Here is a 15,560-nt window from a genome sequence, read left to right on the forward strand (position 1 = left end):
CCGGCCGGCCGCGCGGTGGCCGTCGGTAAGCTGCCCCGGTGCCAACGCCGCCGACGCCGCCGGAGCGTCGCCTCGGCGCGCTGCTGCGCGGGCACCGGCGGTCCGCGGGCCTGACGCTGCAGGAGCTCGCCGACGCCGCGGGCGTGACGTCGCGCGCCATCAGCCGCCTGGAGCTCGGTCACAGCCGCCGCCCGCACCGGCGCACCCTCGAGGCGCTGTCCGGCGCGCTCGGCCTGCCCGCGCCCGCGCACGCCGAGCTGCTCGCCGCCGCGGACCACGGTGAGCACGAACCGCTGCCGTTGCCGGGCGCCCTGGAGGACTTCACCGGGCGCGAGGCCGAGCTGGCCCGGATCGCCGAGCTGGCCCGGATCGCCGGCCTCGCCGGCGCACCGCACGGCGGCGTCGTCCTGGTCTGCGGCGCGCCCGGGCTCGGCAAGACCGCCCTGGCCGTGCGGGCCGCGGACGCGCTGGCCGAGCGGTTCCCGGACGGGCGGTACTTCGTCGATCTCCGCGGCGTCGACGACGCGCCGCCGGCCGCGGCCGAGGTGCTCGGCGCGCTGCTGCGGGCGCTCGGGGTGCCCCCCGCCGACGTGCCGGCCGACCCGGCCGAGGCCGGCGGGCACTACCGGGCGCTGCTGCGACGGCGCCGGGTGCTCGTGGTGCTCGACAACGCCGCCGGCGAGGCGCAGGTGCGGCCGCTGCTGCCCGGCGACGGGGCGTCGATGGCCCTCGTGACCAGCCGGCGGGCGCTGAGCGGGCTCGAGGGCGTGCACCGCATCGCCCTGGGCGTGCTGCCGGCGGCCGAGGCGGGGTTGCTGCTGGCGCGGCTGCTCGGCGGTGCGCGGGCCGCGTCCGAGCAGGCGGCGCTCGACGAGCTCGTGGCGCTGTGCGGCGGGCTGCCGCTCGCGCTGCGCATCGCCGGCAACCGCCTCGCGAGCCGGCCCGGCTGGCGGGTGGCCGAGCTGGTCGAGCGGCTCGGCGGGCCGGAGCGGCTGAACCGGCTCACCGCCGGGAGCCTGCAGGTCGCCGGGCCGCTGCTGGTGTCGTACCGGCAGCTGTCCGCACCGGCCCGGCGGCTGCTGCGCCGCCTCGCGCTGGTGCCCGGGCCCGACTTCGGCACCGAGCTGGCCCGGCTGGTGGCGGCCTTCCCGGCGGACGCCGCGGGCGGCGCCGAGGAGGCCGTCGAGGACGCGCTGGACGAGCTGGTGGAGCTCGGGCTGCTGCAGCCGGCGGCCGGCGTGCGGTACCGATTCCACGACCTGATCCGGTTCTTCGCGGGCGACCGGTTGCAGCGGGAGGAGCCGGACGGGCCCGTCGAGGCGGCCCGCGAGCGCATGCACGAGTGGCTGCTGGACGCCGCGATCGCCGCCGGGCGGTGGTTCGAGCCCGACTGGGGGCGCGCGCCCGCCGAGCCGGTGCCGATGGTCGCGCTGGACACCGCCGAGGACGCGCGGCGGTGGCTGCAGGCCGAGCTGCCCAACTGGTTCGGCGCGCTGCGGTCCGCGGCCCGGCAGGGCCGCCACCGGCGGGTCGTCGACGTCGCCGAGGCCATGCACTGGTTCTCCGACCAGCTGCTGTGGTGGCCGCACTGGCTCGAGGTGTACGAGCGCTCGGCCGCCGCCGCCCGCGAGCTCGGCGACCCCGGCCTCGCGCTCACGCACCTCAACTACCACGCCTGGGCGGTCAACACGATCGGGCGGCGCCCGGCCGAGGCGATCGAGCTCGGGCGGCGGGCGCTGCGGATGGCCGAGGAGATCGGCGACGTGCGCGAGCAGGGCTGGGCCTGGACCTACATCGGCTACGCGGCCATCACCACCGGCGACGGCGCGCTGATGCTCGAGGCCGGGCGGGCCGCGGCGGAGCGCTTCGGCACGGTGGAGTACTGGGACGGGTACGTCTCCGGGCTCTCCGTCATCGCCTACGGCCTGCGCCGGCTCGGCCGGGCCGAGGAGGCCCTCGCCGTGCTGCGCGGCATCGTCGACGCGCCGGCGGTGTCGCGCACGCTGGCCGGGCCGATCCTCGCGCACACCCGGCGCCGCTGCGGCGAGATCGAGGCCGAGCTCGGCCGGTGGCCGGAGGCGGCGGCGTCGCTGGCCGCCGCGGCGCCCTACTTCCGGGCGTCCGGGCAGCGCGCCGTCGAGGCCGGCACCCGGGCGCTGCTGGCCCGCGCGCTGGCCGAGCTGGGCCGGGCCGAGGAGGCGGCGGCGGAGCGGGCGCGCAGCGAAGAGTTGCATGCTCAGGGGGCTGGGTGAAATTTTCATGCGGTTCTGCATGGTCTGCCCGGCCCGGGTGCGGTCTGCTGGACGGTGGCGGCCGTACCACGGGGAGACACCTTTGGCATCGATCGACGTCAGCGACGAGCACGGTGTGCCGGTCCGGCTGCGCTACGACGATCACGGCGACGGCCGCCCGGTGGTGTTCGTGCACGACTGGCCGCTGTGCGCGTGCTCGTGGGAGGCGCAGCTGGAGCCGCTGGTCGAGCGCGGCTACCGGGTCATCGCCTACGACCGGCGCGGCTTCGGCGGCTCGGACAAGCCGTGGTCCGGCTACGACTTCGACACGCTCGCCGACGACCTGCACGCGCTGCTCGCCGGCCTCGACCTGACCGGGGCCGCCCTGGTGGGCGCGGGGTCGGGCGGCGGCGAGATCGTGCGGTACCTCAGCCGCCACGGCGACGAGCGCGTCGAGCGCGTCGTGTTCGCCGGCACCGCGCTGCCCTACCTCTACCGCGCCGTCGGCAACCCGCTCGGCACGGCCGGCGACGACCTGGTCGCGCGCATCCGGGCGGAGCTGCGCCAGGACCGGCACACCTACGTCAGCCGGCACCTCACGGGCTACTTCAACGACACGCTCAGCGGCCCGGCGATGGAGTACCACCGCGGCCGCGCGGCCCGCGCCTCCGCCCGCGCCGCCCGCGAGTTCTTCGAGGCGGCGATGCACACCGACTTCCGCCACGACCTGGCGCAGGTGCGCGTGCCGGCGCTGGTCCTGCACGGCGAGCAGGACCGGCTGCTGCCGCGGCACCAGACCGCGGACCGCGTGCACGAGGCGCTGCCGGGCAGCCGCTACGAGCTGATCGCCGGCGCGCCGCACGGCTTCTTCCTGACCCACCCGCGGCAGACGAACCGCATCCTGCTGGACTTCCTGCGCTGAGCCAACTTCCTGCGCTGCGCTACCGCAGCAGCAGTGCGTAGGCGAGGGTCTCGGCGAGCCAGGCGACGTAGAGCAGCAGCGGAGCGGCCGGCGCGACCGGGGCCGGCGGGAGGCTCACCACGTCGCGGACCCGGGCCCGCGCCCGCGCGGCGGCCCGCTCGGCGGCCAGGCGCAGCGCGCCGGCCAGCTGCGCGCCGGTGCGCTCGTCACCGGAGAGCACGCGCGGCAGCAGCGGGTGCTCGCTGCGCGCGGTGACGACGAGGCCGGCGCCGTGATGATCCGTCTCGATGGTGACGGCGCCGTGCCGGTCGGCCCGCACCGCGTGCACGTCGGACCACACCAGCAGCCGGGCGCCGACGCTGCCCACCACGCTGACCCCGGCGCCGTTCCAGCTCACCCGCGGGCGCAGGAACAGCCGCCAGCCCGCCAGGCAGGCGACCGCGGTGACCGGTGCGGTGAGCGCGGCCGCACCCCAGTACGGCAGGTTCGGCAGCAACCGGGCCAGCAGCACCAGAAACGGCCACGAGCAGCCGACGACGACCGCGTAGCCTGAGAAACGGTTGTGCCGGTGCGTGTGCACGGTCTCCGGGTCGGCGGAGACGTCCTCCGGCCGCAGCGCCATGATCTCGACGGGCCGCAGCGGCAGGCGGGCCGCGTCCGGCACCGCGTCGCCCGGCTCGTCCGGGCCGCCGCCCACGCCGCCGTAGGTGGGCGCGAACCGGCCGCTGCGGGCCGGGCCGCGCGGCACGAGCAGCTCGCCGTCGACCGCGACCGCGCACCAGTGCCGCTGCGCGGGCACGCCGAAGAGCACGCCCGGGCGGATGTCGTCGGAGCCGTTGCGGGCCAGGGCGAAGAACTCCAGCAGCGCGGGCTCGCCCGGGCGCGCGTCGGTGGCGTAGACGGCGACGCGGCCGCCGAGCGCCCAGACGTACACCTCGGTCGCCGGCTGCTCGCCGTCGAACAGCGCCCGCGCCGTGGCGCCCCGTGCCCGGGCCCGGGCCAGGCACGCGACGGCGAGGCCGGCGAGCAGCACCGCGAGGCTCAGCCAGCCGCTGGTGTCGTAGGGCTCGCTGACCAGCTGGTAGAGCCCGCCGTCGGCGACCAGCACGGCGACGTGCGAGCCGACCGGGTGCTCGCCCGCCTCCGCCACCGTGACCCGCGCGTCCGCGCCGCCGGGCAGGCGCACCCGCAGCGAGTACTCGTCCGGATGGGCGGTGACCTCGGCCGAGACCCGCTCGGCGCCGTCGAGGCGGGCGTCCGCGCGCGACTGCGCCGCGAGCGCCGTCCCGGTCACGGCGAGGGCAGCCAGCAGCAGCGGTACCGCGAGCAGCCGCCAGCCCAGCCCGTACCGCGGCAGGTTCGAGGGGCGCGGCAGCGTCAGGTGCGACGTGGTGGCCGCCCACATCTCCGCGCCGCTGCCCAGCCCCGGCGGCGCCAGCCGGACGGCGACGAAGGCGAGCACGACGAGCGCCGCGTCCGCGCCGGTCAGCCACGCCGGCGAGGCCAGCGGCGGGTGCGCGACCTGCCACAGCACGTCGGCGGCGAAGAACCCGCCGGCCAGCATCGCGGTGACCGGCAGCGACACGAACGCGACCAGCGGCACGGCCGCGACGAGGCCCAGCAGCACGGCGTTGAGCGGGTCGGGTCCGCAGGGCGCGGCGTCGGTGCACCCGACCGGCGGGTCGTACCACAGGTGCAGCGCGATGACCGCGGTCGCGGCGATCGCCACGAGGAACGCGCGGGCGCGGCGCCGCCGTGCGGGGCGCATGGTCCAGCCGAACACGTCGGCGGTGAGCAACGGGGTCATTTGCGGCCATTCTCCCGACGTTCAGCAACGCCGATGTCCCGGGGGTGGGCCGACACCTCGTGCAGAGAGCGGGTTCCGGGCGGATCCTGGGTGATTTGTACCCGTGGACCAGTCGTGATGTTCCGGGTAACGTCCACCCGTGAAAGCGCTCTCTCGGATTTGTGGCGCATCTTCCCCGACTCGCGATGGCCTCGCCCTGGGCCACGGACCAGGTCAGGCGCGGCATCGTCGCCCCGTGCCGGAGAAGTCGTCACTGTAGGGAAAGTAGGTCGCGTTTCATGGCATTGGTCCCCTCCGGCAAGGCGTCCGCCAGGTCTGCCGGGTCAGCACCGGGCATCCGCCGCCTGGGCCGGTGGTTCGCCCTCGGCGCAGCCGTCCTGCTGACCGCCGCCGCCGTCTCCACCCCGGGCATTGCGGCGGCCGCTCCCTCGAGCAGGTCGGGTGGCCAGCCCGACTTCGGCCCGAACGTCAAGATCTTCGACCCGTCGATGACGGTGGAGCAGATCCAGGCGACCGTCAACGCCATCCACACCGAGCAGGTCGACAACGAGATGGGCACGCAGCGGTACACCCTGCTGTTCAAGCCCGGCACGTACGGCACGCCCGACCACCCGCTGATCTTCCAGGTCGGCTACTACACCGAGGTGGCCGGCCTCGGGCTCAACCCCACCGACACGGTCATCAACGGCCATGTCGACGTCTACAACCGCTGCCTCGCCGCGGACAACTGCATCGCGCTGGTCAACTTCTGGCGCTCGCTGTCCAACCTCACCATCAACGTGGCCGGCGAGTCCGGCTGCCGCGCCTCCGGTGAGTTCTGGGCGGTGTCGCAGGCCGCGCCGCTGCGCCGGGTCAAGGTCAACGGCAACATGACCTTCATGGACTACTGCACCGCCGGCCCGCAGTACGCCAGCGGCGGCTTCATGTCCGACTCGGTGACCGGCTCGCTGGTCAACGGCTCGCAGCAGCAGTTCCTGGTCCGCGACTCCAACATCGGGTCGTGGTCCAACGCGGTGTGGAACCAGGTGTTCAGCGGCACCGTCGGCGCCCCGGCGCAGCAGTTCCCGAACCCGCCGTACACCACCCTTGCCGCGACCCCGGTGAGCAAGGAGCGGCCGTTCCTGTACGTGGACGCGCAGGGCAAGTGGAAGGTCTTCGTACCAACGCTCCGCAAGAACTCGTCGGGCGCGACCTGGCAGAACGGCCCGACCCAGGGCCGCTCGGTGCCGATCTCGGACTTCTACCTGGCCAAGCCGTCCGACTCGATCACCGCCATCAACATCGCGCTCGCCCTGGGCAAGAACCTGATCTTCACGCCCGGGGTGTACAACGTCGACCGCTCGATCCTGGTCTGGCGCCCCGACACCGTCGTGCTCGGCATGGGCATCGCGACGCTGACGGCCGTGGGCGGTTCGGTCCCGATGTGGATCGCCGACAGCAAGGGCATCGACGTCTCCGGCATCATGATCGACGCCGGTACTGTCAACTCGCCGGCGCTGATGCAGGTCGGCACCAAGCTCGGCGGCGCGCTCAACCTGGGCGACGCCGACAACCCGACCGTGCTGCACGACGTGTTCTTCCGCGTCGGCGGCCCGCACGTCGGCAAGGCCGACGTGAGCCTCGAGGTGAACGCCGACCACGTCATCCTGGACGACATCTGGGCGTGGCGCGCCGACCACGGCGTGGCGGGCTCGGTCGGCTGGGACATCAACACCGGCCGCAACGGCGTCATCGTCAACGGCGACGACGTCCTCGCGACGGGCCTGTTCGTCGAGCACTACCAGCAGTACAACGTCATCTGGAACGGCGAGCGGGGCAAGACGATCTTCTTCCAGAACGAGCTGCCCTACGACGCGCCGAACCAGGCGGCGTGGCAGCACGACGGCACGCTGGGCTGGGCCGCGTACAAGGTCAACGACCGGGTGAAGACCCACGAGCTGTGGGGTGGCGGCAGCTACATCTTCACCAACGTCGACCCGACCATCCACGCGGCGCGCGGCTTCGAGGTTCCCAACAAGCCGGGCGTGCAGCTGCACGACATCCTGACCGTCAACCTCAGCGCGGGCACGATCGACCACGTCGTCAACGACACCGGCGCGCCGGTGAACAACGACGCGATCGGCGTGCCGAGCTACGTGACGAGCTACCCGGCCAGCTGATTCGCACATGAAAGCGGCGCCCGGCCGGTCGGCCGGGCGCCGTTTCGTTGCCGTACAGACCAGCTTCGTCGCGTACAGATCAGCCGGTGTAACCCGCGAAGATCTTCGAGAACTCGTACGGGGACTGCGGGACGTTGGTGCACATGTACAGCGCGCCGTTGCAGGCGTTGCGGTCGCGGGTCTCCTCCCAGAACGCGAGCATGCCCAGGTGGTTGGTCTGCGCGAAGGAGACCATCTGGCGGGCGTCGTTCTGGTCGTACGTGCCGCCGTCGTCGTTCTTGCCCAGCATCGGGGTGACGCCGAGCATGCGCCAGACCTGCGCGTCGGTCTTGCTCGGGTACAGGCCCTTGAGCTGAGTGAACGTCGACTGGGCGGCCTGCACGGCGAAGTTGCCGTAGTCGCCGGTGGAGCGCTGGTAGTCCATCGCCATGATGTTGACCAGGTCGAGGTTGACGCCGGCGTCGCGGGCCGAGCGGACCACGTTCACACCGTCGCTGGTGAGGCCCTCGGGCAGCACCGGCAGGGTGAGCGAGATCTTCACGTTCGGCCGGGCGGCCTGCAGCAGGGCCAGGGCCTGCGAGCGGCGGGCGATCGTGGTCGGGTCGGCGACCGCGGCGCCCTCGATGTCCAGGTCGATGTACTTCAGCGCGTAGGCGTCGACGACGGCCTGGTACTCGGCCGCGGTGGCGGCCGCGGTCGAGCAGGCCTGCGCCAGCTCGATGCCGCTCGCGCCGCCGAAGGAGATCTTCACGTCGCCGCCGCGGGCGCGGATGGCGTCGATCTGGTCCTTGGCCCACGCGGCGCGCGGGTCGTAGGCGTTGAACCACGACGCCTTGCAGCCGGCGCTGTTGACGAAGGCGAGCGTGAAGTTCTTGAGGTTGCCGGCCGTGGCCATGTCGGTCAGGGTCGGGGTCGGCCAGGCGCCCATGTCGACGTACGGCGCGACCGCGAGGGTCGTGCCACCGCCGCCACCGCCACCGCCGCCACCCGCCTGGGTGGTCGCGCTGACCTGGTTGCTCGCGCCCGAGGCGTTGCCGGCCGCGTCGCGGGCCTTCACCGTGAAGGTGTAGGCGGTCGAGGCGGAGAGGCCGGACACGGTACCGCTGGTGCCGGTCACCGACGCCGCGACCGACGAGCCCTGGTAGATGTCGTAGCCGGTGACCCCGACGTTGTCGGTGGACGCGTTCCAGGCGAGGCTCACGCTCGACGAGGTCGTGGCGGTGACCCGCAGGCTGGCCGGTGCGGTCGGGGCCTGCGTGTCGGCCACGCCGGCGCAGGAGCCGCCGTTGAGCTTGCAGTTGGCGGGCTTGCCCGAGCCGGACACCAGGAACCCGAAGGTGGTGGCGGCGCCGGGGGCGAGGGTGCCGTTGTAGGTGCGGTTGTTCGCGGTGACGTGGGTGCCGCTCTGGCTCATGAGGGCGTCCCAGTAGCTGCCGAGCGTCGAGCCCGACGGCAGGTCGAACTCGACCTTCCACGACGAGACGGTGGCGGCCGACCCGTTCGTGATCGTGTACTTCGCCTGGTAGCCGGTGCCCCAGTCGGAGTCGTAGCTGAGCGTGGCGGTGAGCGAGCCGGCGGCCTGCGCCGGCGTGGTGATGGCCGCGATACCGCCGGCGGTCGCCAGGACCGCCACGGCGGCCAGGACGAGCCGGAGTCGGGACTTCATGGTCACTGCCTCCCGAGAGAGAACACGACAGGGTCTATTGAGCCACAACGATAAATAAAGTTAACTAAAAGTCAACCGCTGACGGACCGTGAAGATGGCGGTGCCGTGTTCGGAGGTGCAGGGTTCGGGGGTGCGGTGTTCGGAGGTGCCGTGGATGCCATGGCGTGCGGCATCATCTGTGCCGTGGGCAAGCACAACTCCAGGTCGCGCGCGGACGGGGCGGCGACGGCCGTCGGCGCCTTGGTCCTCGATCCCGACGCGCGGGCCACGCGGGTGCTGCTGAGCCGCTGGTGCCTGGCGTTCGCGCTGTCCGGCCTCGTGCTGTGGCCCGCGGCGCCCCTGTCCGCGGTGGCGCTCACCCTGCTGCTGTTCGGGCTCGGCACGGGCGCGCGCTCGCTGGCGCCGATGGTGCTCGCGCCGCGCTGCGGCATCGCGATCGTGCCCGACGCCGCGCTGCCCGCCTGGCGCGAGGCCGAGCAGGCCGACCGGCGCATCCGCGCGGCCTGGCCGGCCCTGGGCGCGATGGCCGAACCGGCCGACATCGGGCCCGCGCTGGACCGGGCGCGCTACCGGCTGGCGGTGCTGTTGTACCGCCGGGCGGAGCTGGACCGGTCCCTGCACGAGCTGCGCGCGGCCATCGACGGGCTGGCGGCCGACGCGCCGCTGCGGGCCGAGGTGCACGAGCGCGGCGCCGAGTTCGCCACCCGGCGGGCCGAGCTCTCCGAGCGCATCGCCGAGCGGATCGGCGCCCTGCGCCGCCTGGCCGAGCTCAGCGGCGAGCACGCGCACGCCGCCGAGCGCGCCGAGCGGGCCCGCGGCGCCCTGCGCCGGGCCCAGCGCGCCGCCGCCGGGCCCGAGCCGGACGCCGACGCGGTCGGCGAGCTGGCCGAGCGGACGACGGCGGTGCTCGGTGCGTACCGCGAGCTGTCCGCCCTCCCGCCGCCGCCGTGAGCGTTGTGGGCTGACCGGGCGGGCGGTGGCGGTGCTCGGCGTGTGCCGCGAGTTGTCCGCCCTCCCGCCGCCGCCGTGAACGTTGTGGGCTGACCGGGCGGGCGGTGGCGGTGTTCGGTGTGTGCCGCGAGCTGTCCAACCTGCTGCCGCCGTGAACGTTGTGGGCGGACGGCGGGGGCGCTCGGTGTGTGCCGCGAGCTGTCCGCCCTGCCGCCGCTGTGGTGAACGTTGTGGGGCGGCCGGGTGGGACGGTGGACTCACCCGGCGGTGTGACTTGCCGGCACTGTGAGCCGTCGATGGGTGGCCGGGCGCGGCGTACGGCATGATGTGCCGATGGGCAGGCACGAGCGGCGGCGGACCGCATGCGTGGTCCGCGACCCGCGGCGGGTCGCCCGGGCGCGCTGGTGGCTGTGGCTGCTCCCGCTGTGCGGCCTGGCGCTGTGGCCGCTCGCGCCGGTCGCCGCGTTCCTCGCCGCCGGCGCGCTGGTGTTCGGGGTGGGTGGGCTCGTGCGGTACCGCGTCGGCGCCGGCATCCGGCTCGAGGGCGACGCGGCCCGCGACTGGGCGCGCGGAGCGGACCTGCTGCGCGAGATCCGCCGCGGCTGGCCCGCGCTCGGCGGCCTCGCCGAGCCGGCCGACATCCGCCCGACGCTGGCCCGCACCGGCTACCACCTGGCCAAGCTCGTCGCCGCGCGGGTGCGCATGGAGGCCTACGCCGCCGAGCTGCGCGCGGCCCGCGACGGCCTGCCCGCGGGCGACCTGCGCGACGAGGCCGACGAGCGCTCCGAGGCGGCGGCCGACCGGGCCCGCGACCTCGACGCCCAGCTCGCCGCGCGGCTCGCGGCGCTGGGCCGCCTCGCCGCCTCCCTGGACGGGCACGAGCGCGACGAGAGGGTGCGCGCGCTGCTCGCCGCCGGGCCGCCGGCGCTGCCAGATCCAGGGCCGGACCCGATCGCGGAGGTCGAGGGGCGCACGGTCGTGGTCCTCGCGGCCTACCGGGAACTGTCCGGGTTGCGACCGTCACCGTCCGAAACGCGATCGTAGGCGGCCGCCGCGCGGCACTACGATTGAGGCCATGTCACCTGGGGGCAAGTCACCGGCCTTCGGGCTCGGGATCGACTTCGGTACCTCGAACACGGTGGCGCTGATGCGCTGGCCCGACGGGCGGGTCAGGCCGCTGCTGTTCGACGCCAACCCGTTGCTCCCGTCCGCCGTCTTCGCACCGTCCAAGCCGGGCCCGGGCTCGCCCGCGGCACCGGCGCCCGGCGCCGCGCCGCAGTCCCCGGCCGCCGCGTTCGGCGACCTCGTCGTGGGCGGCGATGCGCTGCACCACGCCCGGTTCGACCCCGCGGGCCTGGAGCCCAACCCGAAGCAGCACATCGACGAGCAGGCCATCCTGCTCGGCGCCCGCGAGGTGGCGGTCACCGACCTCATCGCGGCGGTGCTGAAGTTCGTGTTCGCCGAGGCGCGCCGCGTCGCCGGCTCCGACGACTTCGCCGTTGCCCTGGCACACCCGGCCGGATGGGGCACCGCCCGGCGCGCGGTTCTCGCCGAGGCCGCCCGCCGCGCCGGGCTCGGCTCGGCACTGCTCGTGCCGGAGCCGGTCGCCGCCGCGCACGCGTTCACCGCGGTCCTCGGCCAGCAGGTCCCCAACGGCAAGGCGCTCGTCGTCTACGACCTCGGCGCCGGCACGTTCGACGCCAGCGTGGTCGTGCGCCGCCCGGCGGGCTTCGAGGCGGTCGCGGTCGACGGCCTCACCGACGTCGGCGGCCTCGACATCGACGCGACGATCGTGCGGTGGCTCGGCGAGCGGTACTCGCCCGCCGACCCCGAGCTGTGGAACCGGCTCGCCGACGCCCAGGACGCAGAGTCGCTGCGGCACCGCCGGATGCTCTGGCACGACGCGCGGGTGGCCAAGGAGATGCTGTCGCGCGCCCCGGCGGTGGTACTGCAGATGCCGCCGCCGCTCAACGTCGACGCCCAGCTGACCCGCGACGAGTTCGAGGCGGCGGCGAAGCCGCTGCTCGAGCGCACCGTGTTCACCACCGCCGCGCTGATCCGCCAGGCGGGCGTCGCGCCCGACGACGTCGCCGGCGTGCTGCTCGTGGGCGGCGGCAGCCGCATCCCGCTGGTGGCGACGATGCTGCACCGGTCGCTCGGCATCGCGCCGACGATCACCGAGCAGCCCGAGATCGTGGTGGCCGAAGGGTGCCTGCTGTCGCTGTCGGCCGCGCCCGCGGACGGCTCGGCCGGGCCGGGCGAGGGGCCGCTGTGGCCGGCGGCGGCCGCGGCGGCGGCGCCGTACGCGTCGATGGCCGGCGCCCAGAGCCCGTCGGCCCCGGTCGCGCCGCCGATCTCACCGATCTCACCGACCCCGCCGGTCTCACCGGTCGCGCCGCCGATCTCACCGATCTCACCGACCCCGCCGGTCTCACCGATCTCGCCGCCGATTTCATCGCTCTCGCCGAATGCGCCGATTTCGCCGATCGCGCCGGTTGCGCCGGTTGCGCCTTCGCCGGACGTCATCGCGGCGTCCGGTGCCGCGCCGATGCCGCCCGGGACTCAGCCCGTGGGTAACGCCGGTCCGCTGTGGCCGGTTGGCGGACAGGCGCCGGGGCCTGTTTCGGCGCCGCCGGTCGCCCCGGTGTCCGGGCAGCCCGGTGCGCCCGTGTCGGGTGTGCCTACGGCGCCAGTTTCGGGGGTGCCCGGGGCGCCTGTGTACGGGGTGCCTACGGCGCCTGTCTCGGGGGTGCCCGGGGCGCCTGTGTCCGCAGTGCCGACGGCGCCGGTTTCGGGGGTGCCTGGTGCGCCGGTTTCCGGGGTGCCCGGTGCGCCCGTTTCGGGGGCGCCGCCGGGGGAGCGGGCGCGGGGGACGTTGTACCAGACGGGACAGTTCCCGACGGTCACGCCGCAGGGGCCGTGGGTGCAGCAGCCGCCGGCGCCGGCGCCGAACCGGTATGTGCCGCCACCGATGGCAGTGCCCTATGCCGCGGCGGTGCCCGTTTCGCCGGGGCCGCAGAGCCGGGTGATTCCGGTGTACGACGACGGGGGCGGGCGGGCCGCTGCGCCGGTGCGGCCCTACAACCCGCCGCCGCCGGAGCCGGGCGGGCGGGGCAAGCGGCCGGAGCGGGGGAACCTGCTCAACGCGCTGCTCGTCGTCGTCGCGCTCATCGCGCTCGCGGGGGCGGGGACGACGATCTATCTCGTGCAGCTCGACGACAAGCCGGCGGCGACGAGCCAGACGCCGACGCCGGACGCCACCACCGGGCCGGGGCAGAGCCAGGGCGGGCAGGCGGCGGCGACCGACGACGCGACCACCGGCGCGGACGAGACGACCACGCGGGCGCAGAACACGACGCAGCGCGTCGACACGATCACGATGCCGGACCTCACGGGGCTCTACATCGACTATGCCAAGCAGCAGCTGCGCGACCACGGGTTCGACGGGACGATCCGCACGCAGCAGCGCACCACCGACGACCCGGACCAGGTCGGGCACGTCCTGGCACAGGATCCGAAGGCGAACAAGCAGGTGGCCAAGAACGGGACGGTCACGCTGTGGGTCGGTGCGACCCAGCCGAGCGCGTCGGCCACGACCCCGAAGTGCACGCCCGGCCCTGGCTGCCCGACGGCGTCGAGCGGTCCCGGAGGCTGACAGGCGCGGGTTCGTCCTTGGCACCGCGGACCTGGCAGCGGAGGGCCGCCAGGCCCGCAGCGGTGTCTGGTGGGAACTACGGTCGTCAGTTGCACGGACCCGAGCCATGGAATGGGTTTGTAACGGGTTGGCAGACTGGGGCCGCACCGTCCACTGCGGACACTGAGGAGGCCGGCGGATGTCGAATACCAACACGTACCTCGATCAGGTGGTCAGGCAGCAGGAGCGGCTCGAGGCCGACCTGCGATCGAAGCGCAGCGCTGCGCCGCCGGCTTCGGCGCCGCCCCCGCCGCAGTCGTCCGGTGGCGGCGGGGCGGGGCGGGCGCGCGGCGGCGGGGGAAGCGGGCAGCCGACGCCGAACGCGGTCGAGGTGCGGGTGACCGGGTTCGGGCGGTGGAAGACGGTGCTGGTGCCGCCGAACGCGTTCGTCGTGCACACGCGGCGGGGGCGGGCGGAGCCGCTGCACGTCGGGCTCGGTGTCTCGTTCCGGTACAACCCGGCGACCGACTCCTACCTGGTCGTGCCAGGCGCGATGCAGACGATCCTCATCAACGCGTACTGCATCTGCCGGGAGCTGCAAGGGGTGCTGGTGCAGGCCTACGTGCAGTGGATCATCCAGGACTTCGCCACGGCGTACCGGCGGCTGGACTTCGGCGACGCGGAGGATCCGATGCGGCTGGTGAACCTGCAGCTCAAGGAGCAGGCGGAGGCGGCCATCAAGGACAAGGTGTCCACGCTGGGGGTCGCCGACGTGCTCAGCGACAAGCAGCCGATCATCGAGGAGCTCACGGCGCGGCTGCGGGGCGTCGCCGAGGGGGCCGGCAACGCCGACCAAGGGCTGGGACTGCGGATCGTGACGGTGCAGATCAAGGAGGCCGTCGTCAGCTCCTCGCGGCTGTGGGAGAACCTGCAGAAGCCCTACCGCTCGGAGCAGGGGCGCATCGCGCGCCTGGCGGAGCTGGCGGCCGAGGAGGCGGTGGCCGAGCGGGAGCTCACCGCGGGACGGCAGCGCGAGACACAGCGCATCGAGAGCGAGCGGGAGCTGGCCGACCTGCGGGCGCGCAACGCGGCGCTGGAGTTCGACCGGGAGGCCGCGGAGGCGCTGCGGCGCTCGCAGCGGGAGCAGGCCGACGCCCGGGCGCTCGCGGACCTGCAGGACGCGACGAACCGCCACGCGCTGGCGCTGGAGCGGGAGCTGGCGGCGGAGGAGGCCGAGATCGGGCGGCTGCGCATCGAGCGGGAGACGGAGCTGACCCGGCTCACCGCCGAGGCGGAGCTGGCGCTCGCGGCCGCGCGGGCGCGGGGCGCGCACGAGCAGGCGCTGCTGGAGCTGGAGCGGGCGCGGGTGCGTGCCGGGCTCGACAACGAGCAGACGGCCGAGGCGCTGCAGGCGAAGCTCATCGACCGGCTGCCGGCGATCGTGGAGAAGCTGCCGAAGCCGGCCGAGCTGCGCGCGGTGAACATCGGCGGCAACGACGGGACCACGGTGGCGGGGCTCGTCGCGGAGCTGACCGCCGTCGTGGGGGCGTTGCGGCGCGCGGGCGGCTGATTTCCGTCACCGGCGCGCGGGTTTCCCGGCGGCCTCCGCGGCAATCAGACCCTGCGGAGGAGGGGTTGTCATGCGATTGCCGATGCTCGCGGTGGTGGCGTTGAGCTCCATGGCCGTCGGGGGCGTGCCCGCCGCGGCGGCGCCGGCGCAGCTCTCGGCGCGGGACGCCGCGTTCGTGGCCGCAGCCGGATACGGGGGCAGCTTCGAGGTCGCCGGCGGCGAGCTGGCGCGGACGCGGGCCGAGTCGCCCGACGTGCGGGAGTTCGGGGGCCGGATGGTCAGCGACCACACCAAGGCCGGCGCCCGGCTCGCCGCGCTCGTCAAGCCGCTCGGCGTGAGCGTGCCGGACCGGCCGAACGCGGCGCAGCAGAACATCATCATGAACTGGTCGCGGCTGGACGGGCGGGCGTTCGACTGCTCGTACGTGCCGGCGGAGTACCTCGACCACGTCGGCGCGGTCGGCCTGTTCGCGAACGAGGCCGCGCACGGCGACAACGCCGACCTGGTGCGCTTCGCCCGGGAGACGCTGCCGACGCTCGAGGACCACGAGGAGATGATCACGGCGGCGCTGGCCGTCCTGGACTGCAGCCAGTAAGCGAAAGGCCCGCCCGGGTGCCGGG

10 protein-coding genes are annotated in these 15,560 nt (G+C 74.6%); 8 read left to right on the plus strand and 2 right to left on the minus strand.

Annotation, left to right across the window (positions count from 1 at the left end; genetic code table 11):
- The first annotated feature begins 38 nt into the window (after positions 1 to 38).
- Together ABD901_RS20110 and ABD901_RS20115 are read left to right on the plus strand one after the other, a co-directional pair.
- Positions 39 to 2,252: a helix-turn-helix domain-containing protein gene (locus ABD901_RS20110; protein WP_345128630.1), complete on the plus strand. Its 2,214-nt coding sequence runs from the start codon at positions 39 to 41 to the stop codon at positions 2,250 to 2,252.
- An 82-nt stretch (positions 2,253 to 2,334) separates the two neighbouring features.
- Entirely contained in the window at positions 2,335 to 3,153 is an 819-nt protein-coding gene (locus ABD901_RS20115) for an alpha/beta fold hydrolase (RefSeq protein ID WP_345128631.1), read from the plus strand.
- 19 nt (positions 3,154 to 3,172) lie between these two features.
- On the opposite strand, the gene ABD901_RS20120 is transcribed toward ABD901_RS20115, so the two are convergent.
- A complete protein-coding gene (locus tag ABD901_RS20120; RefSeq protein ID WP_345128632.1) occupies positions 3,173 to 4,960 on the minus strand; it encodes a PH domain-containing protein in 1,788 nt (595 codons plus the stop codon).
- Positions 4,961 to 5,238: 278 nt separating this feature from the next.
- Here ABD901_RS20120 and ABD901_RS20125 point away from each other — a divergent pair, with 278 nt between their 5' ends.
- Positions 5,239 to 7,119, plus strand: a complete 1,881-nt coding sequence (locus ABD901_RS20125) for an adenylyl cyclase (RefSeq protein ID WP_345128633.1) — start codon at positions 5,239 to 5,241, stop codon at positions 7,117 to 7,119.
- A 79-nt stretch (positions 7,120 to 7,198) separates the two neighbouring features.
- On the opposite strand, the gene ABD901_RS20130 is transcribed toward ABD901_RS20125, so the two are convergent.
- On the minus strand, positions 7,199 to 8,785 hold the full coding sequence (locus ABD901_RS20130; protein ID WP_345128634.1) for a cellulose binding domain-containing protein: 1,587 nt from the start codon (positions 8,783 to 8,785) through the stop codon (positions 7,199 to 7,201).
- A 183-nt stretch (positions 8,786 to 8,968) separates the two neighbouring features.
- Between ABD901_RS20130 and ABD901_RS20135 the strand changes: the two genes are divergently transcribed.
- The 5 genes from ABD901_RS20135 to ABD901_RS20155 all read left to right on the plus strand — a co-directional run bounded on the left by ABD901_RS20135 (position 8,969) and on the right by ABD901_RS20155 (position 15,535).
- Positions 8,969 to 9,736 (plus strand): hypothetical protein, encoded by a 768-nt coding sequence (locus ABD901_RS20135; RefSeq protein WP_345128635.1) that lies wholly within the window; start codon positions 8,969 to 8,971, stop codon positions 9,734 to 9,736.
- 333 nt (positions 9,737 to 10,069) lie between these two features.
- A complete protein-coding gene (locus ABD901_RS20140) occupies positions 10,070 to 10,780 on the plus strand; it encodes a hypothetical protein (RefSeq protein ID WP_345128636.1) in 711 nt (236 codons plus the stop codon).
- A gap of 31 nt (positions 10,781 to 10,811) precedes the next feature.
- On the plus strand, positions 10,812 to 13,391 hold the full coding sequence (locus ABD901_RS20145; RefSeq protein ID WP_345128637.1) for an Hsp70 family protein: 2,580 nt from the start codon (positions 10,812 to 10,814) through the stop codon (positions 13,389 to 13,391).
- 178 nt (positions 13,392 to 13,569) lie between these two features.
- Entirely contained in the window at positions 13,570 to 14,940 is a 1,371-nt protein-coding gene (locus ABD901_RS20150) for an SPFH domain-containing protein (RefSeq protein ID WP_345128638.1), read from the plus strand.
- Between the two features lie 70 nt (positions 14,941 to 15,010).
- Complete coding sequence (locus ABD901_RS20155) at positions 15,011 to 15,535, plus strand: DUF4142 domain-containing protein (protein ID WP_345128639.1); 525 nt, start codon at positions 15,011 to 15,013, stop codon at positions 15,533 to 15,535.
- Positions 15,536 to 15,560: the final 25 nt, after the last annotated feature.

Origin of the sequence: Dactylosporangium darangshiense (genome assembly GCF_039537565.1) — a bacterium.
GTDB lineage: Bacteria > Actinomycetota > Actinomycetes > Mycobacteriales > Micromonosporaceae > Dactylosporangium > Dactylosporangium darangshiense.

What these genes read in the sequence shown, in the direction of transcription:
- ABD901_RS20120 (WP_345128632.1), bottom strand. Translation starts at nt 4,960, where the DNA reads ATGACCCCGTTGCTCACCGCCGACGTGTTCGGCTGGACCATGCGCCCC.
- ABD901_RS20125 (WP_345128633.1), top strand. Translation starts at nt 5,239, where the DNA reads ATGGCATTGGTCCCCTCCGGCAAGGCGTCCGCCAGGTCTGCCGGGTCA.
- ABD901_RS20130 (WP_345128634.1), bottom strand. Translation starts at nt 8,785, where the DNA reads ATGAAGTCCCGACTCCGGCTCGTCCTGGCCGCCGTGGCGGTCCTGGCG.
- ABD901_RS20140 (WP_345128636.1), top strand. Translation starts at nt 10,070, where the DNA reads ATGGGCAGGCACGAGCGGCGGCGGACCGCATGCGTGGTCCGCGACCCG.
- ABD901_RS20145 (WP_345128637.1), top strand. Translation starts at nt 10,812, where the DNA reads ATGTCACCTGGGGGCAAGTCACCGGCCTTCGGGCTCGGGATCGACTTC.
- ABD901_RS20150 (WP_345128638.1), top strand. Translation starts at nt 13,570, where the DNA reads ATGTCGAATACCAACACGTACCTCGATCAGGTGGTCAGGCAGCAGGAG.
- ABD901_RS20155 (WP_345128639.1), top strand. Translation starts at nt 15,011, where the DNA reads ATGCGATTGCCGATGCTCGCGGTGGTGGCGTTGAGCTCCATGGCCGTC.